22 protein-coding genes and 1 pseudogene are annotated in these 26,965 nt (G+C 70.6%); 4 read left to right on the forward strand and 19 right to left on the reverse strand.

Going from position 1 to position 26,965, the window contains the following annotated elements:
• Positions 1-31: 31 nt before the first annotated feature.
• The 4 genes from ABZT04_RS26185 to ABZT04_RS26200 are packed head-to-tail and all read left to right on the forward strand — an operon-like array spanning position 32 to position 4,659.
• Positions 32-1,441 (forward strand): extracellular solute-binding protein, encoded by a 1,410-nt coding sequence (locus tag ABZT04_RS26185; protein ID WP_356059417.1) that lies wholly within the window; start codon positions 32-34, stop codon positions 1,439-1,441.
• Positions 1,438-2,403: a sugar ABC transporter permease gene (locus ABZT04_RS26190; RefSeq protein WP_356059418.1), complete on the forward strand. Its 966-nt coding sequence runs from the start codon at positions 1,438-1,440 to the stop codon at positions 2,401-2,403. Before ABZT04_RS26185 ends, ABZT04_RS26190 begins: the two co-directional genes overlap by 4 nt.
• A gap of 13 nt (positions 2,404-2,416) precedes the next feature.
• A complete protein-coding gene (locus ABZT04_RS26195) occupies positions 2,417-3,271 on the forward strand; it encodes a carbohydrate ABC transporter permease (RefSeq protein WP_356059419.1) in 855 nt (284 codons plus the stop codon).
• Positions 3,268-4,659 carry a glycoside hydrolase family 32 protein gene (locus tag ABZT04_RS26200; protein ID WP_356059420.1) on the forward strand — a complete coding sequence of 464 codons (1,392 nt, stop codon included), beginning with the start codon at positions 3,268-3,270 and terminating at the stop codon, positions 4,657-4,659. Before ABZT04_RS26195 ends, ABZT04_RS26200 begins: the two co-directional genes overlap by 4 nt.
• Here ABZT04_RS26200 and ABZT04_RS26205 read toward each other — a convergent pair.
• From ABZT04_RS26205 to ABZT04_RS26295, 19 genes and pseudogenes are all read right to left on the reverse strand, one after another.
• Positions 4,622-5,686 (reverse strand): LacI family DNA-binding transcriptional regulator, encoded by a 1,065-nt coding sequence (locus ABZT04_RS26205; protein WP_356059421.1) that lies wholly within the window; start codon positions 5,684-5,686, stop codon positions 4,622-4,624. The two genes, ABZT04_RS26200 and ABZT04_RS26205, sit on opposite strands and share 38 nt — an antisense overlap.
• Positions 5,687-6,841: 1,155 nt before the next feature.
• Entirely contained in the window at positions 6,842-7,675 is an 834-nt protein-coding gene (locus tag ABZT04_RS26210) for a triphosphoribosyl-dephospho-CoA synthase (RefSeq protein ID WP_356059422.1), read from the reverse strand.
• Positions 7,676-7,684: 9 nt separating this feature from the next.
• On the reverse strand, positions 7,685-8,620 hold the full coding sequence (locus ABZT04_RS26215) for an intradiol ring-cleavage dioxygenase (protein WP_356059423.1): 936 nt from the start codon (positions 8,618-8,620) through the stop codon (positions 7,685-7,687).
• Between the two features lie 65 nt (positions 8,621-8,685).
• A pseudogene (locus ABZT04_RS26220) lies at positions 8,686-8,832 on the reverse strand (alanine acetyltransferase); the annotation flags it as partial.
• 129 nt (positions 8,833-8,961) lie between these two features.
• On the reverse strand, positions 8,962-10,083 hold the full coding sequence (locus ABZT04_RS26225) for an ABC transporter permease (RefSeq protein WP_356059424.1): 1,122 nt from the start codon (positions 10,081-10,083) through the stop codon (positions 8,962-8,964).
• Positions 10,080-11,621, reverse strand: a complete 1,542-nt coding sequence (locus tag ABZT04_RS26230) for a sugar ABC transporter ATP-binding protein (RefSeq protein WP_356059425.1) — start codon at positions 11,619-11,621, stop codon at positions 10,080-10,082. The genes ABZT04_RS26225 and ABZT04_RS26230 overlap by 4 nt, the downstream gene beginning before the upstream one ends.
• Before the next feature lies 1 nt (position 11,622).
• Complete coding sequence (locus tag ABZT04_RS26235; RefSeq protein ID WP_356059426.1) at positions 11,623-12,849, reverse strand: sugar ABC transporter substrate-binding protein; 1,227 nt, start codon at positions 12,847-12,849, stop codon at positions 11,623-11,625.
• Positions 12,850-13,378: 529 nt separating this feature from the next.
• Positions 13,379-14,161, reverse strand: a complete 783-nt coding sequence (locus ABZT04_RS26240) for an alpha/beta hydrolase (RefSeq protein WP_356059427.1) — start codon at positions 14,159-14,161, stop codon at positions 13,379-13,381.
• 24 nt (positions 14,162-14,185) lie between these two features.
• Positions 14,186-14,947, reverse strand: coding sequence for a 3-oxoacyl-ACP reductase FabG (fabG, locus tag ABZT04_RS26245; protein WP_356059428.1), 762 nt, complete (start codon positions 14,945-14,947; stop codon positions 14,186-14,188).
• A gap of 128 nt (positions 14,948-15,075) precedes the next feature.
• Entirely contained in the window at positions 15,076-16,023 is a 948-nt protein-coding gene (locus tag ABZT04_RS26250) for a zinc-binding dehydrogenase (RefSeq protein ID WP_356059429.1), read from the reverse strand.
• A 79-nt stretch (positions 16,024-16,102) separates the two neighbouring features.
• The gene (locus ABZT04_RS26255; protein ID WP_356059430.1) at positions 16,103-18,304 is read right to left on the reverse strand and encodes an acyl-CoA dehydrogenase family protein; all 2,202 of its coding nucleotides are present in this window, start codon (positions 18,302-18,304) and stop codon (positions 16,103-16,105) included.
• A gap of 21 nt (positions 18,305-18,325) precedes the next feature.
• Positions 18,326-19,927, reverse strand: a complete 1,602-nt coding sequence (locus ABZT04_RS26260) for a long-chain-fatty-acid--CoA ligase (protein ID WP_356059431.1) — start codon at positions 19,925-19,927, stop codon at positions 18,326-18,328.
• Positions 19,928-19,986: 59 nt separating this feature from the next.
• A complete protein-coding gene (locus tag ABZT04_RS26265; protein WP_356059432.1) occupies positions 19,987-20,757 on the reverse strand; it encodes an SDR family NAD(P)-dependent oxidoreductase in 771 nt (256 codons plus the stop codon).
• Complete coding sequence (locus ABZT04_RS26270; protein ID WP_356059433.1) at positions 20,754-21,527, reverse strand: alpha/beta hydrolase; 774 nt, start codon at positions 21,525-21,527, stop codon at positions 20,754-20,756. The genes ABZT04_RS26265 and ABZT04_RS26270 overlap by 4 nt, the downstream gene beginning before the upstream one ends.
• Complete coding sequence (locus ABZT04_RS26275; protein WP_356059434.1) at positions 21,524-22,582, reverse strand: LLM class flavin-dependent oxidoreductase; 1,059 nt, start codon at positions 22,580-22,582, stop codon at positions 21,524-21,526. The genes ABZT04_RS26270 and ABZT04_RS26275 overlap by 4 nt, the downstream gene beginning before the upstream one ends.
• Positions 22,583-22,714: 132 nt before the next feature.
• Positions 22,715-24,220 carry an FAD-binding oxidoreductase gene (locus tag ABZT04_RS26280; protein ID WP_356059435.1) on the reverse strand — a complete coding sequence of 502 codons (1,506 nt, stop codon included), beginning with the start codon at positions 24,218-24,220 and terminating at the stop codon, positions 22,715-22,717.
• Between the two features lie 226 nt (positions 24,221-24,446).
• Positions 24,447-24,779, reverse strand: a complete 333-nt coding sequence (locus tag ABZT04_RS26285) for a hypothetical protein (protein ID WP_356059436.1) — start codon at positions 24,777-24,779, stop codon at positions 24,447-24,449.
• Positions 24,780-24,840: 61 nt separating this feature from the next.
• Entirely contained in the window at positions 24,841-25,596 is a 756-nt protein-coding gene (locus tag ABZT04_RS26290; protein ID WP_356059437.1) for an SDR family oxidoreductase, read from the reverse strand.
• Positions 25,597-25,658: 62 nt separating this feature from the next.
• On the reverse strand, positions 25,659-26,879 hold the full coding sequence (locus tag ABZT04_RS26295; protein WP_356059438.1) for an acetyl-CoA C-acetyltransferase: 1,221 nt from the start codon (positions 26,877-26,879) through the stop codon (positions 25,659-25,661).
• Positions 26,880-26,965 lie beyond the last annotated feature (86 nt).

Consider the following 26,965-nt stretch of genomic DNA (forward strand, 5'->3'; position numbering starts at 1 on the left):
CCCCTGAACTAACACGAGTTAGGCCCGTTAGATGACTGACTCGCACCTCCCCCGCCGCACGCTGCTGCGGTACGGCGCGTACGGGGCCGGAGCAGCCGCTCTGGCCGGTACCGCCGCGAGCTGGGACCGGCTCACGGGAGCCGACATCCCCGGCCGTGACGACGGCTCCCTCGTCGTCGCCACCCTCGGCTCCGCCTTCGACCCGGCCACCGTCGACGCCCTCACCAAGGGCTTCCACCGGATCCACCCCGACATCCCGCTGCGGGTGAACGCGGTGCAGGCCGTCGACTGGTCGGACTTCTTCGCGAAGATCCTCACCCAGATCGCCGCGGGCACCGCTCCCGACCTGGTGTATGTGGCCACCGAGGGCGTGCAGTTGTTCGCCCAACGACTCGGCGTGGCCCTGGACCACTGGGTGCAGCGGGACGCAGCGGAGCTGCGTGAGTACTTCGCCGACGTCCACCCCTCGCTGGTGGAGTCGATGATGTACGAGGGGCACCTCTACCAACTCCCCATGGAATTCAACGCCGCCGACATGTACCTCAACAAGCGGGTACTGAAGCGGGCGGGCGCGGGGTTCCCGGCGGCCGACTGGAGCCGCGACGACTTCACCGCGCTGCTGCGGGAGCAGAAGCGTGCCAGCGGCTCGCACTTCACGCCGTACTTCTGGACCAACCGGCTGTGGGGCGGCGTGGTGCCCTGGCTCTTCGCGAACGGCACGAACCTGCTGAAGGAGTCGAAGGCGCCCGGCGGTTCCTGGCTGTGGGACGCCTTCTACCCGGCAGCCGACCGGCAGGGCCGCGGCGGCGGCTTCCGCTGGACGACCCCGCAGGCCACCGCCGACCGGGTCGAGGAGGCGTACGACTATCTCGCCTCCCTCGTCCAGGAGAACCTGTGCACCCGACCCGAGGGCGGCAACGGCAACAACCTGGTCGGCGTGTTCTCCACTGGCCACGTCGGCGTCACACCGGCGGGCGGCTTCTGGGCGGGCGGCCTGCACCTGGCCGGCATGCGGGCCACCGACTACGACGTGCAGTACTTCCCGCGCTGGCGCACCCAGCGCCACCAGTTCGGCGCGGCGGGCTACGCGCTGCTGCGCACCTCGAAGAAGCAGGAAGCCGCCTGGGAGTTCATCAAGTACGCGGCCCGCAAGGACACCATGACCCGGCTGTTCAAGAGCAACCAGACCACCCCGGCCCGGCGTTCGATGCTGAACGCGGCACGCTACGCCGCGAGCGGCCCGGCGCACTGGCAGGTCTTCTACGACACCCTCGACCGGTTTCCCGACACCGGCCCGATCCCCGCGCCGCCGCAGGTCGCCGAGGTGACCGACGTCCTGCTCAAGTACACCGGCACCGCGCTGGCCTCGCCGCGCGCGGTGGGTCCCGCGCTGCGCCGGATGCAGGGCGACCTGGAGCAGGCCATGGAGCGTGAGGTATGACGAACACCCAGGTCCCGAACTCCCAGGTTCCGCCCGTACGTTCGCGGCCGGCCGCGCCATCCGCAGTCGCCGCACGGCCGTCCGTACGCGACCGCGGCTCCCGGCTGGTGGCCGCACTGTTCCTGGCACCCACCGTCGTCGGCATCGTCGTCTTCACGGTCGTGCCGATCATCGGGTCCGTGGTGCTGAGCCTGTTCCAGTGGAACGTGATCGACCCGCCCCGTTTCGTCGGCGGCGCCAACTATCGTACGACGTTCACGGATTCGACCGTCCTGGTCTCCTTCCGGAACACGCTCCTCTTCATGGTTCTCGCGGTCGCGCTGCAACTGCTGATCGCGCTGTCGCTGGCGCTCGCGCTGAACGGGCGGATGCCGGGGTGGCTGCGGTCGGCGTTCCGTTCGGCGTTCTTCTTCCCCCTGGTGCTGTCCGCCGCGTCCATCTCGGTGGTGATGAAGTACCTGTTCAACCAGGACTTCGGGGTGGTGAACTGGCTGATCGGCCTGGTCGGCATCGCGCCCGTGCCCTGGCTGACCTCGGAGCACGCGGCGATGGCCACGGTGATCCTGGTCTACGTCTGGCAGCAGTTCGGTTTCTCGTTTTTGCTGTTCATCGGCGGTCTGAACAACATCCCCAAGGAGATCCACGAGGCCGCCGCCCTCGACGGCGCGACCGGCCTGCGCAAGCATCTCGGCATCACCCTGCCGCTGCTGTCACCGACGCTGCTCGTCGCGACGGTGGTCGGCGTCATCAACGCCCTGCAGGTCTTCGAACAGCCCTACGTCCTCACCGACGGCGGACCCGGCGACTCCACCCGCACCGTCGTGATGGTGATCTACGAGAGGGCCTTCGAGCAGCTCGACTTCGGCGAGGCATCCGCGGTGGGCGTGCTGCTCTTCGTGATGATCATGGCGGTCACCGCCGTCCAGTTCCGGCTCAGCCGGCGTTTCGTCCACTACCAGTGAGCCGGTGAGCCGCATGAGCCAAGCAACCCCGACCCTGAGTCGCGTCCGTTACTCACTCGCCCCCTGGGCCCGGATCGCCGGACTGACCGTGTGCGCCCTGCTGACGCTGGGCCCGGTCATCTGGACCGTCGCCACCTCACTGCGCACTCCGGCCCAGTCCTTCGACCTGCCCCCGCAGATCATCCCGACGCACCCGACGACCGCGGCCTACCACGGGGTCTTCCAGCAGATCGACGTGTGGCTGCTCGCCCTGAACTCCACGCTGGTGACGGCGCTGGTCGCCATCGGCCAGATGATCACGGCGGGCCTGGCCGGATACGCCTTCGCGCGCCTGGAGTTCCGTTTCAAGAAGCCGCTCTTCGGCCTGGTCCTGGCGACCATGATGGTGCCGTTGCAGGTCACCATCGTGCCGGTGTTCCTGGTGCTGAAGACGATGGGCCTCACCGACACGCTCCTCGGCTTGATCATCCCGGCCTTCCCGACCGCCTTCGGCACGTTCCTGATGCGCCAGTACTTCCTCGGTATGCCGAAGGACCTGGGCGAGGCGGCCATGCTGGACGGCGCGGGGACCTGGCGGATCTTCCGCTCGGTGTACGCGCCGCTGGCCACGCCCGGTCTGGCGATCGTCGGCGTACTGGCCTTCAACTACCACTGGAACGAGTTCTTCCGGCCCCTGATCCTGGAGACCTCCAGCCAGAACTACACGCTTCCGCTGGGCCTGGTCTCCCTCCAGGGCAACCTCGGCACCGGGTCCATCTCGGTGGTCCTGGCCGGAGTCGTGCTGTCGATGCTCCCCGCCGTCGCCGTGTTCGCCGTCGGCCAGCGCCCTCTCCGCGAGGGCATCACCTCGGCAGGAGTCAACCGTTGAGCAATGACCCCAACGCGCCGCGTTTCAGGGTCCGTCCGCCCGTCGGCTGGATCAACGACCCCAATGGGCCTTTCCGTTGGCGGGACCGTTACCACCTCTTCTACCAGCACAACCCGGACGCACCGGTGCACGCGAACGTCCACTGGGGTCATGCCTCCAGCGCCGACCTCGCGCACTGGGAGCACCACCCGATCGCGCTCACCCCGACGCCCGGCGGCCCCGACGAGGCCGGCTGCTGGTCGGGCTGCGTGACCGACGACGCCGGCACACCGACCGCCGTATACACGGGAGTTAACCATTCCCACACCGGACTCGGCACCATCTGCCTGGCGCGGGCGGCGGACCCGGACGACGAGCTGCTGACCGAGTGGAAGCCGCTGCCGACGCCGGTGGTGACAGGACCACCACCGGGACTGGACGTGGTGATGTTCCGCGACCCGTTCATCTTCCGCTGGGCGGACAGGCGTTGGGCCCTCGTCGGCGCCGGGCACGCCGACGGTACGCCGTCGGTTCTGCTCTACGACTGCGACGACCTGACCGACTGGCGGTTCGCCGGCGTGCTGCTGGACGGCGGGAACCCGGTGGCCGCGGCCGTGTTCGGCGACAAGTCGGTGGGCTGGGAGTGCCCGCACCTGTACCGGACAGCGGGCGGCGACCACGTACTTCTGGTGTCCCTGTGGGACGGAGATCCCTGCTCCACCGGATATCTGACAGGCCGTCTGGAGGCTGATGACCAGGGCGGTTTGAGGTTTGTGCCGCGCGCCAGCGGCCGACTCGACCATGGACGGGACTTCTACGCTCCCGCCGTCCTCCAGGAGCCGGACCGCGCACTGCTGTGGGGCTGGTCGTGGGAGGCCCGCCCGCAAGAGGAGATGGACCGGGCCGGATGGGCGGGCGTCCTCACCGCGCCACGGGTCGTCGACGTCCACCCGGACGGTTCACTGCGGGTGAGTCCGGCCCCGGAGCTCGAACTGCTGCGCCCGGCCGAGCCGTTCGTCACTGCGCCGGGCCGGGTTCCGCTCCCACACGCGTACGACCTGACGGTCACCGCACGCGAACCGACCACAGTGAGCCTGCTCCGGGACGCGTCGGGCCGGGAGCTGACCGTCCGGGCGGACCCTGCCGCGGGGACCGTCGTCCTCGACCGCGGCGCCTGGCCCCGGACGGGCAGGGAAGGCTCCGCCCCGATCACCGTGCGCGTGCCGAAGGGGCCGGAACTCGCGCTCCGGCTGCTCGTCGACGGCTCGCTCCTCGAACTCTTCGTCGCGGACCGGGCCATGGTCACCGAACGCGTCTACCGGCGCCCCGACGACATCGCCGATCTGGTCGTCGACGGGCCGGGGGCCCGGGTCAACGGATGGGCGCCGGACCCACGGAGGCGCGGCTGACCACAGGGCAGGCCAGGCGCCGGACGGTCGCGGGCGGCGCCTGGCCGACTTCGATGGCGTCCAGGAGCAGCCGGGCCGCCGCCTCGCCCATCGCCCGGTGCGGCAGCGCGACCGAGGTGAGCGGCGGGGTCAGGAACGCGGCCATGTGCTCCTGGTCGTCGTAACCGACCACCGACAGATCGGCGGGCACGTCGATCCCGAGCCGGGTCGCGGCGTGCAGGACACCCGCCGCGACCCGGTCGTTGTAGCACAGGACGCCAGTGGGACGACGGCCCGGCCCGACCCCGTCGAGCAGGCGCAGCGCCCCCGCGTGTCCCGCGGAGATCTCACCGCCACCGCGCACGATCCACTCCGCGGGCAGCGTGACGCCCTCGGCGCGCAGCGCCTCCCGGATGCCGCGGGTACGTTCCACCGAGGCGATGTCGTCCAGACCGCCGATCACGGCGAGCCGACGGTGGCCCGCAGCGAGCAGCAGCCGGGCCGCGGTACGGCCACCGGCGCGCTCGGCGGGGACCACGGCGGGCAGGGAGTCGTCCTCGGGCAGGCAGTTGGCCAGCACGGAGTGCGTGCGGTGCAGGCCCTCGGGGACCCGCACCCGGCGCAGCGACATGGCCGCGTAGATGATGCCGTCCACCCGCCGGTCGAGCAGTTCCGCGACGGCCGCGTCCTCCTTGACCGGGTCACCGCCGGAATCGACGGTGAGGACGAGATGGTCCCTGTCCCAGGAGGTCTCCATGGCGCCGCGCAGCAGCCGGCCTGCGAACGGCGAGGACGCGATCTCATCGGTGACCAGCCCGATCACAGCCGTACGGCGACGGCGCAGACCGCGGGCCACCGGGTCGGGGCGGTAGCCCAGCTTGGCCGCGGCCTGCCGGATGCGTTCCTGGGTGGCGGTCGAGAGGTTGCCCTCGGCACGGCCGTTGAACACGAAGGACACCGCGGTGTGCGACACGCCGGCGAGCCGGGCGACGTCCCGAGACGTCGGGCGCCCGGTGCCCGTGCTCCTGCTCTCCTCGGCACCGCCCACGCCGTCCGCCGCCCTCGCCCAGCCCGTCCCTGTCGATCACCGTCCACCCTATCCGCGGGGAACGCCACAGCACACGGGAGACCCCGGCAGTCCTGACCGTCCGGCTCGATCACGGGATTCCGTGGAAGGCGAGGACGGTTACGGGTCAGGGCAGTCAGTGGTACCGACCAGGCCGGTCCCAGCCGCACGGCTGTTCACCCCCACCCGGTCCCTTCGACCTCAATCCGGTCCCGACAACCTGGACTGCCGCCCCGAGGGTTGCCATAGCTGAACTGACGACTTTCCTGGTCAATTACAGAGCCGCAGGTCAGAGCGTTGGCGACAATCGAAGTCGAAACGGGCGGGCACAACGCTTCACCGAAGTGAGCAGCGGATCATGTCCGTTGGGCCAAGTCGGCACCCCACCACCCGAGGGGACATTTCTGCAGGTCATAGGCCTGCGCTTGTAGAGCGGGCGGAACCCGAACCCACGGCCGACACCGCACCTTCCCCACCGTCATCGGCCTCGGGTGGACGACATACGGACGGTTCGGGATCATCGGCAACCCGCGGCACGGCACCACCCGCGGCCTCGCCGTCCCGGCCGGACTGTGGGAGGGCGCCTTCACCCCAAGCTCGGCCGGGACCTTCCCGGAGGCTGCCGGATCCGCATGCGGATGGGGGGCGTTCACGATCGGAGTGGTGCTCGTCTCGGGCATGAACGACCCACTACCCCGCACCGGAGAAAGAGGGGCCGCTGATGGACTGGGGTGCTCTGGTCGGTGGTGGTGACGGCCTGGCGTGCACGCAGCGCCGGCCCGGCCGCGCCCCGTCCTCGGCGACCAGGACGCGATGAGGCCTAGCGAGCGCGACTTCGCGGTGTGGGAATACGTCACGATCACCAAAGACTCCCCACACCGGACTGGTCGTCGCCCTGAGCGGCACTCAGGAGACGGCCGGGATCCTGTAGCGCAACGATTTTTTCGATGCTCCAGGTCCCCGCGGCGACGGCGGGTACAGCGTCCATCTCGATCCGGCGCTGAACGCATTCGACCCGCCCGGCGCTATCTCGCCCAGCTCTCCCTCAGGGCCTTGGACATGTGCAGCGGCGGGGAGGCACCGCGGTCCTGACGGAGATCGCCGAACCCGATGCGGGCCTGCTGACTCTCTTGCGCCTCAGGGAGCCTGTGTTGACGAGTTGACCGGCAGTGAGTCCAGGAACAGCGCACCCGCCAGGAGCCCCGCACTTCCGCGAGGGCTCCACGCGCGCGTGTGGAGGTCGCTGTCGAAGGCGGACAGTGCCTCCGCGCCCGCCTCCGTCGCCGTACCGCCCAACTCCAGGACACCGCGGGCGCCCGCCTGGACATGGCGCAGTCCCAACGGGCCCGCGGTGTGCAGGAGTTCGGTGTCCTGGAGGGTGGACATCACGGCGAGCAGGGCGTCAAGGCGGGCCTGGGTCTCGCTCGCCCCGGTCGCGCGGACCGTGGCGAGGGTGTCCAACGCCCGCCGTACGTGCGGGAATCCGGCCTTGGCCTCGCCCCGCGCACCGGCCGCACCGTACTTCGCCGAGATCGACGAACCGCGCGAGGGGCGGCGCGGGGCGCGTCGGTCGGGGTGGGTGGCGATCCGTTTGGCGGTCGCGGCGACGTCCTTCGCCCCGGCGCAAGGGTCGAGGGCGGCCGCCGCAACCAGGAGGCCCAGCGCCCACAGGGCACCCCGATGGCCGCCGCCCGCGAGCGTCACCGAGTGTTCGGTGCAGCGGCCTATCGCGCCCAGTTCGGCGCGGAGTTGAGCGGTGGGCTCGCCGGTGCGGCGGGCGGCCGCCGCCATCGCCGCGAGGCCGGGTGCCAGCGCCTTGGCCGACCACCGCAGGGCGCGGTGGTCCACTCCGGTCGTCCGGGCTGCCAGGTCACGCGGATCCGGCAGGCCCGGCTTGGGAGCCAGTGCCAGTTGCCCGGTCAGCGCGTCCACGGCGGCCCCCGCCAGCGCCTCGTCCTCGCGGCTCTGCATCGTCGTACCTTACGAGGAGGCGGAGGCCGACGGGGAGGCGCTGTCGCTGGGCGGCGTACCCGTAGGCGCGTCGCTCGGGGCGCCGCTGGGGGGTGTGCCGCCTCCGCCGCTGCCCGCGCCGGTGTTCTCCGCGTCCGGATCGATGCCTAGGGTAAGCGAGCCCTTGTAGCCCTTGGACGGGTCCTTCTTGTGCACGGCCTTGAGGGTGAGCAGACCGCTGGCGGCGCCGCCACCGTCGTAGACCATGTCGTCGGCGAGGACGGTGTACGTGCCAGTGTGCTTGCTGTACGGGTCGAGGGTGAAGATCTCCTCGGCGATGTCGTCGGCGAAGAACAGCTGGCCGGTGTAGTTGACCTTGCCGCCCTCGTAGGTACCGTCCTCCTTCTCGCCGCCGGTGTGCACCTTGACGTGGATGTGGCAGGTGCGGGGCGTGTACCAGCCCGGGAAGATCGTCTCGAACTTGACGACACCATTGGCGTTGGCGACCTGATAACCCCGCAGATACGTCTGGTCGTTCGCCGAGTCGCCCTCCTCGCTCTCGGCGGGGGCCGAGCCGCCGGGGTTGGCGGTGGTGTAGCCGGAGTAGTAGCCCCAGGCGTCGCAGTGCCAGATCTCCACCGCCGCGCCCTTGACCGGGGTACAGCCGTCCGTGGCGTCGACCACGGTCAGGCACAAGGTGAGCGGGACGCCCGCCTTGCCCTCGGTGATGTCCTTGCGCACCAGGGCACCGTCGAGGTAATAGGGGCCCTCCGTGACGCTCGTCATCAGCGTCATGCACTCACTGCCGGTCGAGCTGGTCGCACTCGCCGAGGCCGTCGTGTCAGCGGTGTCGGCGAACGCCGACTGGAACCCGGCCGCCACCAGGCCGCCCGCCGCGACCGTCCCACCGGTCACCGCGAGGGCGCGGCGCCGACTGATCGTTGTGTCTTTGTGGTTTCCCGTCATGCCCGGAAGCTATGGGCGGCCTCCGTCAAGGGCGTAAGCGTGCGCTGTGCGCAAGATAAGAATGCTCAGAAAGCTGAGTTCGGGTCGTCGTCGTGCACCGACCCGCTGGAACAGGCGGTGTCCCGCCACTCCCCGTCGACGTGTAGATAGCGCGGCGCCATGCCGATCGGCTCGAAGCCGTCCTTCGCCAGGACGCGCTGGGAGGCCAAGCTCTTGAACGACAATCCGTTCACGCTGTCTCCCGGCTTCCATCTGGAGTCGCCGACACGTTCGGCGTTCCGGCCAGGCGCTGATTTCCGCGTCACGAACGGGTCATCGCGCCGTAGGCTCGGGTTCACGGCTCAATCGGACGACAGGCCCGCATTCCGGTTCGGTGCGGCGGGTGACGTCGGAGACGCCCCGTCCTCCTCCCGGTCCATCTGCTTGAGCTGCTGGACGCGGAACCGACGGGCACGGATGCGCAGGGCCCACGAGGACAGCGCCACCGCGAGAATGAGGGCCGCCCCGTTGACCAGCGGAGATGCCCACAACGGTGCGCCCAGGAGCACCAGGCCCGAGGAGACGAAGGCCAGGAACAGTACGGCCACGAACAGGCCGGTGACGTTCTGTCGGCCCGGCGTGAAGGCCGTGGAGCCCAGGAACACCGCGGCGAAGATCGGCAGGAGCAGGCTGTTCGCCGCCCCGGAGGCCGTCGCGGAGCCGAGCTGGCCGGTGAGGACGACGCCCGCGACGCCGGCCAGGGTGCCACCGAGGGTGAAGGCGGCCACCCGGTACAGGCCCGGCTGGATTCCGCTGAGCGCCGCGGCCCGCGGGTTGGCGCCGACCGCGCGCAGTTTCCGGCCGACGGGCAGGTAGCGGAGCACCAGCGCTGTGACGAGCAGGCAGACGATGCCGTAGTAGACCGAGAGCGGCAGTCCGAGAATCTCGGTACGGACCATCGACGTGACGGCGCTCGGGACAGTCAGGATGTCCGCGCTGTGGCTGTAGGCCAGGCCGACTCCGCCGAGCAGTGTCGCCATGCCGAGCGTGGCGACGAACGAGGTCACCTGGAGCCGCTCGACGATCAGACCGTTGATCAGGCCGACGGCGGTGGTGGCCAGGATCGCGGCCACGACGGCGAGCGGGGTCGACAGTCCGCTGTTGGTGGTGAGGCCGGCCGTCAGGATGTTCGCCAGCGAGATATTCGCCCCGACCGACAGGTCTATGGAGTCGGTGAGCAAGGGGATCATGACCGCGAGACCGCCGATGATCACGGGCGTCTGCTGGTCGAGAGTGGACTTCACGTTGTCCCAGGTCGCGAACTCCTCCGGGCGGGCCAGGCTGAAGGAGACCAGCGTCAGCACGAGCAGCAGGAGCAGGCCGTACCTGCCGAGGCGGTGCGAGAGGGCGCCGATGCTTCGAGCGCTCGGCTGATGACGTCGTACGGCCGCGCTCGGCACGCTCTCTCGGGTCGGGGTGGTCATGGCGTTCCTCCGTATGCCAGTTCGGTCAGCAGGTCCGCGTTGAGTCGGGACGCGCCGAGTTCACCGACGACGTGTCCGCGCCGCATGATCAGGGCGCGGTCGCACAGGTCGACGATCTCCTGGAAGTCGGTCGTGATGACCAGGGCGGCGGTGCCCCTCGCCTCGCACTCCGATCGGATCTCCTGGTGGATGTCGGCCTTGGCACCGACGTCGACGCCCGCCGACGGTTCGTTCAGGATGATCAGGCGGCGGTCGAACCCGAGCCATTTGGCCAGCAGGATCTTCTGCTGGTTGCCGCCGCTGAAGGTGAAGATCTCGCGGTCGGCCAGGGGTGGCGACACCCGGAACGTCTCCAGCAGCCGTCGGCAGGTCGACTCGTCGGCCGAGCCGCGCAACGGGCGCCACCACGGTCCGGGCGGGCTCATCAGCATGTTCTCCGCCGCGGTGAGGGAGGCGGCGAGGCCGTCCGCCCTTCGGTCCGCGGGGACGAATCCGATCCCGGCCGCCAGTGCGGCGCGTACGGTGCCGGGAAGGTAGGGGCGCCCGTCGAGGACGAGGGTGCCTCCGTCGAGGGGCAGGTCCCCGACGAGGGTCCGGCCGACCGCGAACTGACCGGCGTCGGCCAGTCCGCACAGGCCGAGGACCTCCCCTTCGTGGAGGGTGAGCGAGACCGGTCCGAAGCCCCGGCCCCGGAGACCCTCGGCCGCCAGCCTGACCGGGCGGGCCCGGCGGGCCCCCTCCCGTCGTGGTGCTCGCTCCGAGGCGTCGCCCCGGCCGGTGATCAGGCGGATCAGCTCCGTCTCGGACAGTTCCTCGGCCGTGCGCACCGCGACGGTCCGTCCGTCGCGCAGGACGGTCACCCGGTCGCAGACCCGCAGGACGTCCTCGCTGCGGTGGGTGATGAGGACGCAGGCCACTCCGTCGGCACGCAGCCCGGCCAGGAGGTCGAACAGCTTCCGGGCCTGACGGGCCTCCAGGTAGGCCGTCGGTTCGTCGAGCACGATGAGCCGGGCGCCGTGGGCCAGAGCCCGGCAGACGGCAACCAACGTCTGCTCAGCGAGCGGCAGTTCACCCACGGGCCTGGTCACGTCGCAGTCGAACCCCAGGCGGTCGACCACCGCCTGGGCCGCCGCGACCGAGGCCTTCTCGTCGATCAGTCCGGCGCGCCGGACGTACCCACTCGACAGCGCGATGGTGTCCGCGACGGAGAACTCCGGGAAAAGTCCGAGATCCTGGTGGATGAAGGCCAGCCCCGCCGCCCGGCGGTCGCCGGGACCTCCGGTGGCGGGCTCCCCGAAGAAGCGGAGTTCTCCGTCGTCGGGTCGTTCGACGCCGGCCAGGAGCCGTACGAGTGTCGACTTGCCCGCGCCGTTCTCTCCCAGCAGGCCGTGGATCTCGCCGGGCCGGACCTGGAAGTCCACTCCGGCCAGAGCCGTCGTAGGGCCGTACACCTTGCGCAGGCCGACCGCGTCGACCGCCGGCTCGGCGGCGAGGGTGCCGCCGAGCGAAGCGCCGTTGAGCAGGTTCTCACTGGTCATCTCAGTTCCTGACCCCGAGGACCGTGTCCTTGAGCGAGACGTCCCAGGCCTTCTCGTACGGGGACAGCCAGTCGTTGGCCTTCAGCTCGGCCGCCGTGATCGACGCGTAGTCGGGCGCGGAGGCGTCCTGCTTCGTCCAGTACGTGACCGGGAGCCGCAGCGCGTCCTGCGCCAAGGGCGCCTTCCCCTGGACGAGACGGCTGACCTGGTCTATCGCGGCGAGGGCCAGCATCGCCTCGGGATGGTGCACGACGACCGGCAGCTTCCCCGCCTTGAGCATCTGGACACTGCCCGGTCCCGCGGTGTTGACGATGAGCTTGGCGTTCCGGTCCCGGGATGCGCTGATGCCATTGAGGGCACCCGGCAGCGGCGCGGACCCGTTCGGCCACATCACGTAGTCGACGTCCGGGTTCGCGGCCAGGGTGGCGGCCAGGCTGCTCTGCGTCTTCGTCGGGTCGATGAAGACGTCGGGGTTGAACTGGATGCTCTTCGTCGAACATCCGGAACAGTCCTTGAGGTACTTCTCAGCCGCGGGGACGTTGGCGTCGCTGAAGCCAGGGGCGCTGACCAGGAGGGTCTTGGCCTTGCCGTTGCTCTGCGCGACCGCCCAGGCAGCGAGGAGCGCCTTCTGGACTCCTTCGGCGGCCGGCACGTACGCGTCGAAGCCGCCGCCGCCCGTCGTGTCCTGGTGGATACCGACCGTGTGGATGCCCTGGGCCCGGGCCTTCTCCAGCGCGGGGGTGATCCAGGTGGCCGGGACGACGGGGACGACGATGGCGGCGGGCTTGTCCAGGATCGCCTGCTGCATCGCGGCCAGCGCGCCCTGCTGGGTGGGGGTCGCGGCCTGGAAGACCTTGACGTCCCAGCCGAGCTTCGGAGCGATCTTCTCGATCAGATGCGTGGCGTACGGCGGGCTGCCCACGGGGAACGCGTACACCACGTCCACCTTGGTCTTCTTGCCGGTGGGCAGCGCGCTCGGGGTGGGCATGTCCTGCGGTCTCCAGGCCACGAGCTTGTCGGCGGCGACCGTCCCGAAGGAGGGACCCGTCACCGCGCCCTCGGTCGCCTTCGCCAGAAGGGCCCGTGACTGCGCCACATAGCCGGCGCCCCCGCCGGAAGCGGCGCCGGCCGACACGGAGGCATCGCCCCCGCCGGACGAACACGCGGCCAGTGTGGCCAGCGCCAGTGCGCCGACCAGTGACCTCGTCAGAGTGATGCGGACCTTCATGTACTTCTCCTGCCTCGTCGCAGGTGGAATGAGCCTGACTGAGCCGGTTGGGCGAGTCCTGAGAGCCCTCGCCTGCGCACACCGCTCCCGACCATCTCCACGGAGGTCACGTGACGCCGATGAGAACCACGTGACGCCGATGACGATAGGGGCCATTCAGCGAAAGAACAACGGTTTTGCGTCAGCATTGTTTTTTTCGTTTTAGATATTTCACCGCGTCGGAACCACGCCGACGCAAGGCTGCCGGACCCCGGATTCGACTCACCGGGGACCCGCCGCACGTCGTTGGCTACGACCGGATTTACCTGTACTTACCAGCGAATGAGTGGCGCCGCCCCGTCTTCCCCATGAGGGGGCGAACGCCCGCGAAAGATCACCTGTCGAAACGGCATGCGCCGACCGACCAGGAATGATCAATAACAATTTTGCGCCAGCCGTTCACGGAATACCTATAAGACGAATGCGGCCCCGCCTCCCCCATGGGGGGGCGGGGCACGCCGTCCGCTGAGCCCGCTCGGGCCGGCGCCGATCAGGTCGGCAAGGTGACTTCTTGCGCGCGTGGGTCTCCGAGCACGGCCGGAAGGATGTCGGGGCGTTCGTTGAGGAGCAGATGTCCCCCGCCGCGAACCGTCCGCACCATGGCGTGCGGAATCGCCCTGTGCCACTCGCCCACAAGAGCGGGGGCGCTGACCTGGTCGTCCTCTCCCCACACAAGCCGCGTCGGCATGCCGATCCGCGGCAGGACGGCCGGCAGCTCCGGGTCGACGGGACCGGGCAGGAAGCCGCGGAGCGCCGCCCGTTCACGGGCGCGCGTGGCGGTGAACACCGGGTCGGGCCGGTCGGGCAGGCGCCCCCGCAGGATGCCTGGGTCGCTGGTCATTACCCCGGCCCGCTCCTGAGGGCTCATCGCCCCCAGGTCGGGGGCCGGGTACCCCGGCAGGCGTATGCCGAAGGGTGCGGCCAGGACGAGCAGGGTGACGCGTTCCGGGAAGATAGCCGCGAAGGCCGCCGCCAGCCATCCCCCGACCGAGTGCTCTACCAGGACCGTCCGCTCGATCCCGAGGGTGTCCAGCACGTCACGGGTGTGCTCGGCCACCTCGTCACGGCTGGTGGGAAGGGGGTCGGGTTCGGTCGCTCCGTAGCCCGGCATGAGCGGGGCCACCACGCGGAAGCGGTGGGACAGGGCCGTCAGGAACTCGAATCCCGCGATGATGCCGGCCCCGTGCATGTAGACGACGGGAGCGCCGGAACCCGCCACGAGTACTTCCGTGGACCGGCCCTTCACCTTGAGGACGTTGCTCCGTAGTGTCATCGCGACCCCCTGCGTCCACCCGGCTCAGCCGTGCGGGCCGCCAGCGACGTACAGGACCTGTCCGGACACATAGCCGGCGGCCTCGCCGGCGAAGAAGGAGACCGCGTGGGCGATGTCCGACGGGGTGCCGCCACGGGCCACCGGGATCGTGTTGATCACGGTCTTCTTGAAGTCCTCGAACGGAACACCCAGCCGAGCCGCGGTCACCACCGTCATCTCGGTCTCGATGAATCCCGGGGCGATGGCGTTAGCCGTGACACCGAACTTCCCCAGCTCGATCGCGAGGGTCTTGGTGAAGCCCTGGAGCCCGGCCTTGGCCGCGGAGTAGTTCACCTGGCCACGGCTGCCCAGCGCCGAGACGCTGGAGATGTTGACGATCCGGCCCCAGCGCGCCTCGGTCATGTACCGCTGGGTCGCGCGGGTCATCAGGAAGGAGCCGCGCAGATGGACGTCCAGTACCGCGTCCCAGTCCTGTGTGCTCATCTTGAACAGCAGGTTGTCCCGGGTGACACCGGCGTTGTTCACGAGCACGGTCGGCGCGCCGAGCTGCTCGGCCACCCGCTCGACACCCGCCTGCACGGCCTTTTCGTCGGTGACGTCGACCCCCACCGCAAGGGCCCGGCCGCCGGCCTGCCCGACCTCGCCCACCACCTGCTCGCAGGCGGCTTCGTCGAGGTCCAGTACGGCGACGGCGAAGCCGTCCTGCGCCAGCCGCCGGGCCACACCGGCGCCGATGCCGCGTGCCGCACCCGTCACGATGGCGACCCGTCCGTTGTGGGTGCTCATGTCGGTTCTCCTGTCGGATGGAAGATCAGGTGACCGCCGGGCGCTCGTGTCCCGACGCGGATGACAGGCGGACCGGCGTGGTGAGCGCCGGCCCGCAGGAGCCCGTGGCCCCGGTTCCGCTGGGGGGGTCAGTCCCCGACCCGCGCCACCAGGCGCGCGTCCAGTCCGCCCTTCGACAGGCGGACCAGCCCAGCGGCGATCTCCTCGAAGGGGATCGTCTCGGTGACGGGGCTCAGATCGCCGGTGGCCATCAGGTCGTAGACGCCCCGCTGCGCCTCCTTGGAGGCACCCAGCGCGCCGACCAGTGCGACCTGCTTCATGATCAGCGACTTCGTGCTGATCGTGGTCTCCAGCGCCGCCATCCCCGGCAGGACCACCCGCCCGCCGCGCCGGACCGCGTCCACGGCGGCGGCGGTCGTCGTGCCGGCGCCGGCGAAGTCCACGATCACGTCGAGCTGTTCGTCGGCGAGTTCCCGGATGTCGCTGACGATCCGCCGGGCACCGAGTTCCCGCGCCAGCGGCCAGACGTTCTGGTTGCGGGTGGCGACGTAGACCTCGTAGCCCTTGAGGACCGCGATCCGGGTGGCGATCTGTCCGAGGCCGCCGAAGCCGATGATGCCCACCTTGTCGCCGGGCTCGGCCTGGCCGATGCCGACCAGGGCGTGGTAGGAGCAGGCGCCCGCGTCCGCGCCCACGGCCGCGTGTTCCCAGGAGACGCCCTCGGGGATGCGGATCAGGTCCTCGGCGCGGGCGAGCATCCTGGGCGCGTACCCGCCGTCCCGCTCGTGGCCGGGCATGGACGCGTAGGTGAGGAAGACGCTGACCCGGTCGCCGGTCTTCCATTCGGTGACGCCCTCGCCGACCTCGCCGACGACACCGGCGATCTCGTGGCCGAGTGTGATCGGGTTCTTGCCCCCGTGGCGCGGCCAGTTCTCGTCCTCCAGCATGCCGACGTCGGAGTGACACAGACCGGCGGCCTCGACCTCGATGACGACTTCGCCGGGGACGGCGACGGGTTCCGCCACCTCGTTGAGGACCAGGGGCTCGTGGACTGCGGTGAACTGCCATGCCTTCATGCGCGCGACGCTCCTTGTGCGAGTACGGACGAGTACGGACCAGTGCGAGCGAATACGGACCGATTCGGAACCTGCTCGGTCAGCGCGGGAGGCCCATGCCCCGGGCGACGAGGTTGCGCTGGATGTCACCGGTGCCACCGGCGATCACGCCCATGACCGACGAACGCAGGCCCTCCTCGAAGTGCCCGTCGCCGACCGCGCCCTCGGTCCCGTGGTGGCAGAGGGCGTCCGGACCGAGCAGGGCGACGGCGGTGGCGTTCAGGTTCTCGGCGAGCTCGGTCGCCGTGATCTTGGCCATCGGCGCCTCCTTGCGCGCCCCCTCGCCGGAGGCCATGGCCTCGACCGCGGCGTTGACCAGGGCGCGGGCGGCCTGGAGCCGGACGGCGAGCCGGCCGATCTCCGGCCGCAGGTCGGCCCTGCGTGCCGGCGGCACCAGCTCCGGACGGTCGGTCACCAGCCGCACCAGCCGGTCGAAGGACCGGTGTGCCTTCATCACACCGGCGCCGATGAGGACCCGTTCGCCGGCGAGCGCGGCGCCCAGTGCGGCCCATCCCTGGTTCGCCTCGCCGATGAGCCGGTCCTCGGGGACGAAGACGTCGTCCCAGAAGGTCGTCGCCGACACGTCGCCACCGAGGGACCGGTGCTGCTGGACGGTGATGCCCGGGGAGTCCAAGTCGACCAGGAAGAGGCTGATCCCGGCGTGCGGCGGGGTGGCCTGCGGGTCGGTCCGGGCGGCGAGCACGATCAGCCGGGAGTCGGGCACGCAAGTGCCCCACAGCTTCTGGCCGTTGATCCGCCAGCCGCCCGGCACCTGTTCCGCGCGGGTCCGCAGCGAGGCCAGGTCGGATCCGGCGCCGGGTTCGGAGTAGCCGAGGGCGACGGACAGGTCGCCGCGGCGGATCTCGTCCAGCAGCAGGTCCCGCAGCGCGGGAGGTCCGGTCCTGATCAGCATCGGCGCGATGGAGTTGATGCCCATCCAGATGTTGCCGACCGGGGGGTCGCTGTAGGCGATCGCCTCGGAGAAGGCGGCCGCCTCCGCCGTCGCGAAACCGCCGCCGCCCACCACGCGCGGCCAGCCGACGCCGATCCAGTCGCGGTCGCGCAGGACGGCCCGCGCCGCGTCGTCCCACGAGCTCAGGTTCGCGGGAGGCCCGTCCGTCCAGGGGGCGAATGCGTCAAGAACCTCCCGGCGCACCCGCTCCGCCTCGGGGCCGAGTTCGAAATCGGGCAGCCGCGCGCCCTCGTCGAGCAGCCGGTCGCCCACGCTCGTCGTACCGGCGGCGGCGGACAGTACGGCCAGGTCGGCGTGGGCCCGGCGGAACAGCCAGGGTGCTTCGTGTTCCTCGAAGTAGCCCACCGCGGCGAGCGTGTGCTGGCCGCCGAACTGGAGTTCGGCCAGGGTTCCGGTGACGAACTCCAGGTGGATCTCCGCCGCCGTCCGCCACTGCGGGTCGCCCCTGCCGAGCAGGACCATGGCGTGGTCCAGGAGCCGCCGGGCCGCGGTGAGGGTGGTCTCGACGTCGACGAGCCGGTGGGACACCGCCTGGAAGGAGCCGATCGGCCTGCCGAACTGCTCACGCTGACAAGCGTGTTGGACCGCCAGCTCATGGGTGCGCCGCACCGCGGCGACGGCACGGGCGGCCAGGCCGGTGCGGCGCAGCAGGAGCAGATCGGGGTGGTCCTCCAGCTTGGCGGTCCACTCCGGCGGCCTGGACAGACGGGCCTCGGACCAGGCCGGCACGGCAAGCCCGGGCAACGGGGTGACCACGGCACCGCCCAGCGCGTGCCAGGTCAGCAGGCCCGCCTCCTGGTCGACGGCCAGGACGTGCGTGGCGACGGCGCCGGCTTCGAGATGTCGTACGACGATGTCGTCGCCGTCGCGGTCCCGCGCCACGTGGGCCAGGACCGGGCGGAGCGAGCCCTCGGCGATCTCCCGGACGGCCGAGCCGTGGCCGCGGGCCTCCAGGACGCCCGCTGCCAGCGCGGCGTCGACGACGGGCAACGGGCAGGCGACGGAGCCGAGTTCCTCCTGCACGGCGATCGCCGCCGGGGTGAGTTCCGGGTCGGCGAGGTCCGTCCAGCCCTGCCGGGCGGCCACCGCCCAGACCTCGGTGAGGTCGCCGTTCTCGGCGGTGGTGGACGCCGGCCAGTGGCGGGAGCATTCGCCGCGTACGGCGTCGCGCAGGTCGTCCAGGTCCTCGGCGTCCATGCCTCCCCAGGAGACTCCGGACATGCCGGACGTGCTCCCCGGCGGCTTCCCGTCGGGTCGTTGTCGGTTCATGATTCTCCTCGTTCCGGTGCGTCAGGCCGACCGGATGTCGAGCCGTCCGGCCTCGCGGTCGGACCGCAGCCGGGTCTTGAGCACCTTTCCGCTCGGGTTGCGCGGCAGGAGCGGCACCACTGCGATGTGGCGCGGGTGCTTGTAGCGGGCCAGCCGGTCCGCGCACCACCGAACGAGTTCGGCGGGCGTGGGCGGGTCGTCCTCGGTGGCGGCGACGACCACCGCGAGCGGGGTCTCGCCCCACTTGTCGTCGGGTACCGCGATCAGCGCGACCTCGCGGACCTTGGGGTGGGCGGCGAGCACGTTCTCCACCTCGGCGCAGTAGATGTTCTCGCCGCCGGAGATGATCATGTCCTTCTTTCGGTCGACCACGTAGAAGTAGCCGTCCTCGTCCTGGCGTCCCAGGTCACCGGAGTGGAGCCAGCCGCCGCGGAACACCTCCGCCGTCTCGGCCGGTTTGTTCCAGTACTCCTTCATGACCGCCGGGCCGCGGTAGACGATCTCGCCGATCTCGCCGCGCTCCACGTCGTCCATGGCGTCGTCGACGACGCGGACTTCCACGTTGGCCAGCGGGGTGCCGACCGAGCCGATGCGGCTCAGGGCCTCGTCGCCGCGGAGCATGGTGACGATGGCGCTGGACTCGGTCTGCCCGAACGCCGTCTCCACCGAGGCTCCGGGGAACGTGGCGATGAGCTTGCGCAGGAACGTGGTCGTCGCGGGGGCAGCGCCCCAGGCGACGCGCCGCAGCGCCGACAGATCGCGCCGGGCGATGCCGGGTACCGCGAGAACCAGCTCCCACTGCGCGGGGACGAGGAAGCAGGACGACACGCGTTCCCGCTCCAGGACGCCAACCACCGCTACGGGGTCGAACCCGCCGGACGGCAGCACCACGACGTGCCCGCCGCGCAGGAGGGAGGGCAGCATGCCGGACAGCCCGGCGATGTGGAACAGCGGGGTCGCGGCCAGCCACACCTTGTCGTCGGGCGGGAGGCCGAGGTGCGTCATGACGCTGAACGCGTGCATCAGCAGGTTGTGGTGGGTGAGCACGGCACCCTTGGGACGGCCGGTCGTGCCCGAGGTGTACATGATGAAGGCGGGGGCCTGCTCGTCGACAGGCGCGCCCTCGAAGTGCGGGGACGCCGTACGCAGCGCCTCCTCGTAGTCCTCGCCCAGGCCGTCGTGCTCGGCGCCGAACACCAGGCAGGGGCCGGTGTACCCGGCCTCCTTGCGGGCCTGCGCCATCGTCCCGGCCAGCGGCCCGTGTACGACGACGGCCGCCGCGCCGCTGTCCTGGAGGACGTAGGCGATCTCGGCGGCGACCAGCCGGAAGTTCACGGGTACGCAGATCGCGCCCAGTCGGCAGGTCGCGAAGTAGGCCTCCAGGACCTCCAGCGTGTTGAACCCGAGCACGACCACACGGTCGCCGGGGCCCACCCCTCGGTCGCGCAGGGCGTTCGCGAGACGGCCGGCCCGCTCGTCGAGCTCGCCGTACGTCCGCCGCGTCCCCACGCAGGAGAAGGCGACCTCGCCACCGATGGTGCGTGCGTGCCGGGCCAGTTGGTCGGCCAGGGTCATGCCGCGGCCCGGCAGCGGCCGTGTCGGGCCGGTCGAACTGTCGGACATCGTCGTCCTCTCCCTGTCGGGCATCGTCGTCCCCTCCGGGACGTGAGCGGCGGAGCTGGTCACAGGGCGGTCATGCCGCCGTCGATGAGGAGGTCCACGCCCGTCAGGTAGGCCGCCTCGTCGGAGGCCGCGAATACGGCCAGTGACGCCACGTCCTCGGGGGTGCCCATCCGGTTGGCGATCAGTGACCGGTCGATCAGCGCCTGCTCCGCCCCGGGGTTCTTGGACAGGTAGTTCCGCTCGACGACGGGGGTCTTGATGGCGCCGGGGCTGATCGTGACGGCGCGGATCCCGTAGGGGGCGCCGTCGGAGGCGACCTGGCGGGAGAGGGCAAGCACTCCGCCCTTGGCCGCGCAGTGGGCGGCGAACCCCTGGCCGGGCGTGGCGACGTACGCCGATGTCGACGCGGTGCTGATGACGACCCCGCCGCGCTCGGCGAGGTGCGGCCAGGCGAACTTGGTGACGTAGAAGACGAGGTCGAGTTCGTTGCGCATGGCGTACCGCCAGTCCTCCACCGACATCTCCGGCAGGGGCGCGAAGCGGGGTGCGGAGGCGTTGTTGAAGACGATGTCGATCCGTCCGTGGACGGCGGCCGACTCCTCCACCCAGGCCCGCGCGGCCTCCGGGTCGCCGAGGTCCACCGGCGCCATGCCGGTCATCTTGCCGCCGGCCGCCGCCACCAGCTCGACCGTCTCGCGGTTGCCCTCCTGGGAGAGGTCGCAGCCGATGACCAGCGCGCCCTCCTGGGCGAACCGGACGGCGGCCGCCCGGCCCATGCCGCTGGCGGTTCCGGTGATGAGGGCGACCTTGCCCTCAAGACGTCCGGTCATGGGCCGGCCTCCTCGCTCGTGGGCGGTACGGCGTCCTGGAGGATCGCCGGGTTCTCGTGGAAGAGCTGGTGTCCCCGCCCCGGGAAGGTCCGCAGCGTGGCGTGCGGCAGCGCCTTCTGCCATACGGCGGCGTGCGGCAGCGGAGCGATCCGGTCCTCCTCACCCCACAGCAGCAGGGTCGGCGCGGTGACCCGCGCGGCGGCTTCCGGCAGTTCCGGGTCGTACGGGCCGGGCATGATCCGGGTCCGGGACACCTGCTCGCGTTCGCGGGCGGCCCAGAACTCGGGGTCGGGTCCGCTGGGGTAGCGTCCCTCGTAGATCCGTGGATCGGTGGTCATCAGGGCAACGCGTTCGGCGGGGGTCATCGACGCCAGGTCGGCCGGGGGGCATTCCGGGACGTTCATGCCCCAGGGAGCGCCCAGGACCAGTCGGCTCACCCGCTCCGGGAAGCGGGCCGCGAAGTGCGCCGCCCGCCAACCGCCCATCGAGTGCCCGACCAGCACGGTCCGCTCGATGCCGAGCGCGTCGAGGACGTCACGGGTGTGCTCGGCCACTTCCCTCTGGCTGCTCACGGGAGGGTCGAGCTCGGTGGAGCCGTACCCGGGCAGGAGCGGCACCACGACCCGGAAGCGCTCGGCGAGGCCGGCCAGGAAGCCGAAGCCCTCGACGATGCCGCCGCCGTGCAAGAAGACGAGCGGTTCACCGGTGCCGGCCTCGCGCACCTCGGTGGGCCGGCCCTTCACGCCGAGGACGGCGACGACGTGGGTCATTCGTCCACCGCCTCGCGCACCGCCGGAATGACGTGCTCGGCGAAGGCGTCCAGGGTGTGGGTGGCCTCCTCGGCCGTCATGTCGCCGAACGGGATCATGAGGACGAAGTAGTTCGCGTGGCCCTGCCGCGCCTGTTCGACGTAGTAGTCGCGGACCTGCTCGACGGTGCCGGCGACCGCCATGCCCGACTCCAGGGGGTCCTGGTCGAGCACGGCCTGGGCGACCGGGTTGTCCATCGCCGGCAGTTCGGTCTGCAGGTGCGGCGGTACGGTCCCGCGGGCCCGGGTGATGGACTCGTTGTAGTAGGACCACGCCCGGCGGAGGATCGCCTTGGCCTCGGCCTCCGTCGGCGCGATGACGACCGACTGGGTCTGGCCGATCAGCGGATCCTTGACGTGCGGGTTCTGGTGGCCGGGCTGTTCCCGGCTGGCGGCGCGCAGTTCGTCGTAGCGGGCCCGTGCGGCGGCGGTGACGGGGCCCGTGGTGACGAAGTTGTGGCCGCCCCGTCCGGCGACCTCCACGTTTCCGGCCGTCCACAGCGGCGGGTACGGGTGCTGGACGGGTTCGAACGGGAGCTTCAGTTCGGTGAAGTCGTAGAAGGTCGAGTCCTCGCTGGAGATGATGCCCGTCTCCCAGGCCTCCAGCAGCATGGCCGAGATCTCCCGTGCGCGGGCCGACGCCTCCTCCGGGTCGTGGCCGAACTGGAGGTGCTCGAACTTCGTGATGCCCTTGCCGAGGCCGAGCTCCAGCCGGCCGTGGGAGAGCACGTCCAGCATCGCCAGGTCCTCGTAGACGCGGACCGGATGGTGCAGCGGAAGACAGACCACCGTGGGGATCAGCTTCAGCCGTGTCGTCTCCCGGGCGAGCGCGGCCAGGAACACCGACGCGGACGGGGAGGCCGAGAGCCGGTGGCCGTGGTGCTCGGCGAGGTGGAATCCGTAGAAGCCGGCCTCCTCGGCCCGCTTGAGGAAGGTGATGCGGGATTCGTAGAGGGCCTGGACGCCCTGGTCACCGCTCATCTCGATGTGATCGAAGATCCCGAACTGGATGGGCACGGGGTGCTCCTTTGTCAAAGCCACCTTCAGGGCGGTGGAGGGGGTGCGAGGGGAGGGGGCGGGAACCGGCTCACGGGTCGGCACCCGCCGGGCGGCTGTGTCCCGGCCTCCGGGTTTCTCAGCCTTGGCCGGTCACCGGCGGAAGGACTTCGGCCAGATCCCCTGCTTGCCGGGGGACAGGATCCCGTTCGGGTCCACGGCGTCCTTGATCCGCTCCACGAAGCGGAGGTAGGACTGGTCGCCGAAGCTGTACTGCGCCTGGGCGAGGTCCATGTTGGCCAGGTGGGCGCGGTACTCGCCGAACCCCGCCTTGCCGGCGTCCTCCACCACGCGTCGGCACACCTCGTAGCCGCGCCGGGTGTCGGACTCGTCGAGGACGTCGAAGATCACTCCGAAGACGTGGATGTAACTGCGGGCGTTGATCAGGATGGGGTTGGCGAAGTAGTCGAGGCCCATCTCCCGCTCGATGAAGTTCTTCAGGAGGGTGTGCAGCCGGAAGGCTTCGTTGCCCTCCAGGGCCGAGACGAGCCCGGTCCCGGTGTGGGCGCCCGCGTCGGTGCCGTACCAGCGCAGGAAGTTCAGCCACTCCAGGCTCGGTGCGCCGCCGAGCACACGGTCCGGGAAGCTCTCCAGGCCGGCGATGTCCTCGGGCGCATGCTTGGTGAAGAGCACCCGCCCGCCCTCGATCTGCCCGATGGCGGCCGTGATCTTCTCGATCTTGTGGTCGGTGACCGCGTTGTCGTCCCACAGCGCGCCGTGCACCGTCCACCGGCCGATGCCCAGGTCGCCGGCGATCTGGTCCACGATGTGGTCCGGGGTGGGCCCGTCGCCCTCGTACCAGCGCGACCGCTCCCCGGTGATCGACGCGAGGGTGAGGGTGTTGTACATGGACGGCACGCCCTCGATCGTCCGGTCCAGGCGCAGCCGGCGCATGGTGTCGACCAGCGGCACCAGATCCGCCTCGCGCGGGACGTGGATCCAGAACGGCGCGTACACCTCCGGCTTCGGCATCAGCCAGACGCCCATCTTCACCACGACGCCGAAGTTGGACTGCATGAACAGCGGGTCCAGGGTCGGGCCGAGGCCACGGCGGTAGAGGTGCCAGGTCTTGCTGCCAGGCAGGGCGCCCATGCCGGTACGCAGCACCTCGCCGTTGGCGAGGACCACCTCCATGCCGCAGGGGGCCTGGAAGTCCGCGCCGTAGGGCAGGTACGTCGTGCCGTGCTCCAGCGAGTTGCCGATCACGCTGCCCCAGCCGAGGTCGGTGGTCGACACCATGAACTTGTGGCCGCCGGCCTCGATGGCCTCGTACAGCTGGGACCAGGTCACGCCGGGTTCGACGACGGCGTATCCCATCTCCTCGTTGATCTCCAGGACCCGGTTCATCCGGCGCAGGTTCACGACCACGGAGCCCTGTACGCGCGGCGAGCTGCCGCCGAGGCCGTTGTTGCGGCCCGTGGAGGTGGTCCAGATCGGTACCCGCTGCTCGTTGGCGATCCTGAGGATCGCCTGGATCTCCTCGACGGAGGCCGGCTGGACGACCGCCGAGGACTCGAACTCGGGCCAGTCGCGGTGCCAGAACGGGTCACGGAACTCCGCCGCGTCCTCGCCGGTGAGCACATGTGCCTGGCCCACCACGGATCGGAATGCATCAAGGGCCTTTTCGAGCTCTGCGCTCGACAGACCTGCGGGGACTATCTTGGTGCTCAAGTTGCCTCCGTCCCGCGCGTCACCGGCCCTGTCGCAGAGTGTGCGACAACAGCCAGACGGCTCTACGCGTACACGTCGTTGTGATGGGAAAGGCCCTCAAACAGGACCGTAACTTCTTCGAATGACATTGTCACGACTGGCGTCGAAGATTTGTTTAGCTTTCCTGGGGTGTCGGATCCGGGTCGCGGACCACGTGGGCGCGCAGGTGTGCGCCGGTGTCGTCGACCCAGCCCCGGGAGGCCGCGAACGCCACCATGGCGTCGTAATCCCGCATCCAGGCCGCGTCGCCCTCGCGGGCGCAGGCGGCGCGCAGTTCCCGGACGGACACCCACGCGTGCGTGGGCGACAGCAGCCGCGCCAGCGGCGCCAAGGTCCGGTCGATCTCCTCGTCGGGGGCTTCACCGGCCACCACGACACTCAGCCGTTTCAGGTCGTCGGCGTCGCGCACCTCGCAGTGCCCGCGACCGACGTCGACATGGACAATCATGCGGCTCTCCTTGCAGTGCGGGCGAGCGGAGAGTCTCCGTCGCCTCCGGGCCCTTCGCGGCTCATCCCGCGCCGGTCAGCGTCACACCGCCGTCGACGACCAGTTGCTGTCCCGTCAGCCAGCCGGCCTCCTCGGACAGCAGGAAGGCGACGACGCTGCCGATGTCCTCGGGGACACCGAGCCGCTTGAGCGGATAGGCGGCGGCCACCTCCTCCTCGCGCCCCTCGTACAAGGGGACGGCGAACCGAGTCTTGACCACGGCGGGGGCCACGGCGTTGACCCGGACAGCGGGGCCCAGTTCGAGCGCGAGCTGCTGGGTGAGGTACGTGAGCATCGCCTTGCTCGCGCCGTAGACGCCCATGCCGGGTGCCGGGCGGAGCGACGTGCCGGAGCCCACGTTCACGACGGCGCCGCCGTGCTCCCCCATCCAGGCCCGGTGCGCCTGCTGCGTCCAGGACAGGGCGGCGACACAGTTGACCTCGACGATCTTCCGTACGGCGGCGAGGTCCGTGTCGACGAGCGGCCCGAAGATCGGGTTGATGCCGGCGTTGTTGACCAGGAAGTCGAGGCTGCCGAAGGTCTCGACCGCCCGCTTCACCGTCTCCGCCTGGTGGTCGGGGTCGTCGGCCTTCCCGGCGATGCCGAGGGCGTGTTCCGGGCCGCCGAGCGAGGCGACGGCCTCGTCCAGCGCCTCCTGCTTGCGGGCGGTGACGACGACCCGGGCGCTCTCGTCCACCAGCCGCTGGGCGATACCGAGCCCGATCCCGCGGCTCGCGCCGGTGACGACCGCGGTCCTGCCCGCGAAACGTCCTGCCATGTTCTCTCCTCCTCGTTTCCGTCTCCGTGGGCCGCCGTCCGCGGACCCACGGCCGCCGGTCTTCAGCTCAGCCGCTCGACGATCATCGCCATGCCCTGCCCGCCGCCGACGCACATGGTCTCCAGGCCCACCTGCTTGTCGTGGTGCCGGAGCGAGTTGATCAGCGTGCTGGTGATCCGCGCTCCGGTCATGCCGAAGGGGTGTCCGACCGCTATCGCGCCGCCGTTGACGTTGACCGTGTCCTCGTCGATGCCGAGTTCGCGGACGGAGGGGATGACCTGTGCGGCGAAGGCCTCGTTGATCTCGACGAGGTCGATGTCGCCGATGCCCATCCCCGCGTTGGCCAGTGCCTGACGGGTGGCCTCCACCGGACCGAGCCCCATGATCTCGGGCGACAGCCCGGTGAGCCCGGTGCTGACGATGCGCGCGAGCGGGGTGATGCCCAGTTGCCGGGCCTTCGTGTCGGACATGATCACGAGCGCGGCGGCTCCGTCGTTGAGGGGGCAGCAGTTGCCCGCGGTCACCGTGCCGTCCGGCCGGAAGACCGGCTTCAGGCCACCGACCGACTCCAGGGTCACTCCCGGTCGGGGGCCGTCGTCCTGGGCCACCACCGTGCCGTCGGGGAGGGTGACCGGCGTGATGTCCTTGGCCCAGAAGCCGTCGGCGATCGCCTTCTCTGCGCGGTTCTGACTGCGCACCGCGAACGCGTCCTGCTCCTCGCGTCCGACGCCGTGCAGCGCCGCGACGTTCTCGGCGGTGTGCCCCATCGCGATGTACACGTCCGGCAGCGCCCCCTCCCCTCTCGGGTCGGTCCAGGCCTGGCCGTCCGCGGCGATCGCCTCCGTCCGCGCCCGTGCGTCGGCGAAGGCCGGGTTGAGTACGTCGGGACGCAGGTCGGAGTTCTCCGGGCCGCCGTATCCGCTCACCGTCTCCACCCCCGCGGAGATGAAGACGTCGCCCTCGCCCGACCTGATCGCGTGCAGCGCCATCCGGGTCGTCTGGAGGCTGGAGGAGCAGAAGCGGTTGACGGTGGTGCCGGGCACCCGGTCGAGGCCGGCGAGCACCGCCACGATCCGGGCCATGTTGAACCCCGAGACACCGGACTGCTGACCGCAGCCCAGCATGAGGTCGTTGGTGTCGTCCGGGTTCAGTTGCGGGACCTGAGCCAGAGCCGCGCGCATCATCTGCACGGTCAGGTCGTCGGGGCGTATGTCCCGGAGCGACCCCTTGAAGGCTCGGCCGATCGGCGAGCGGGCGGTGGCGACGATCACGGCTTCGGTCACGGAGACTCCTAGAGAGGCGAATCACTGCGGCTGGAGACCCGGCCACGAGGCCGCTCCAGATCCGAGGCACGGGCGGCAACCGCGAC

Source organism: Streptomyces sp. NPDC005492 (assembly GCF_040605995.1).
Lineage (GTDB): Bacteria > Actinomycetota > Actinomycetes > Streptomycetales > Streptomycetaceae > Streptomyces.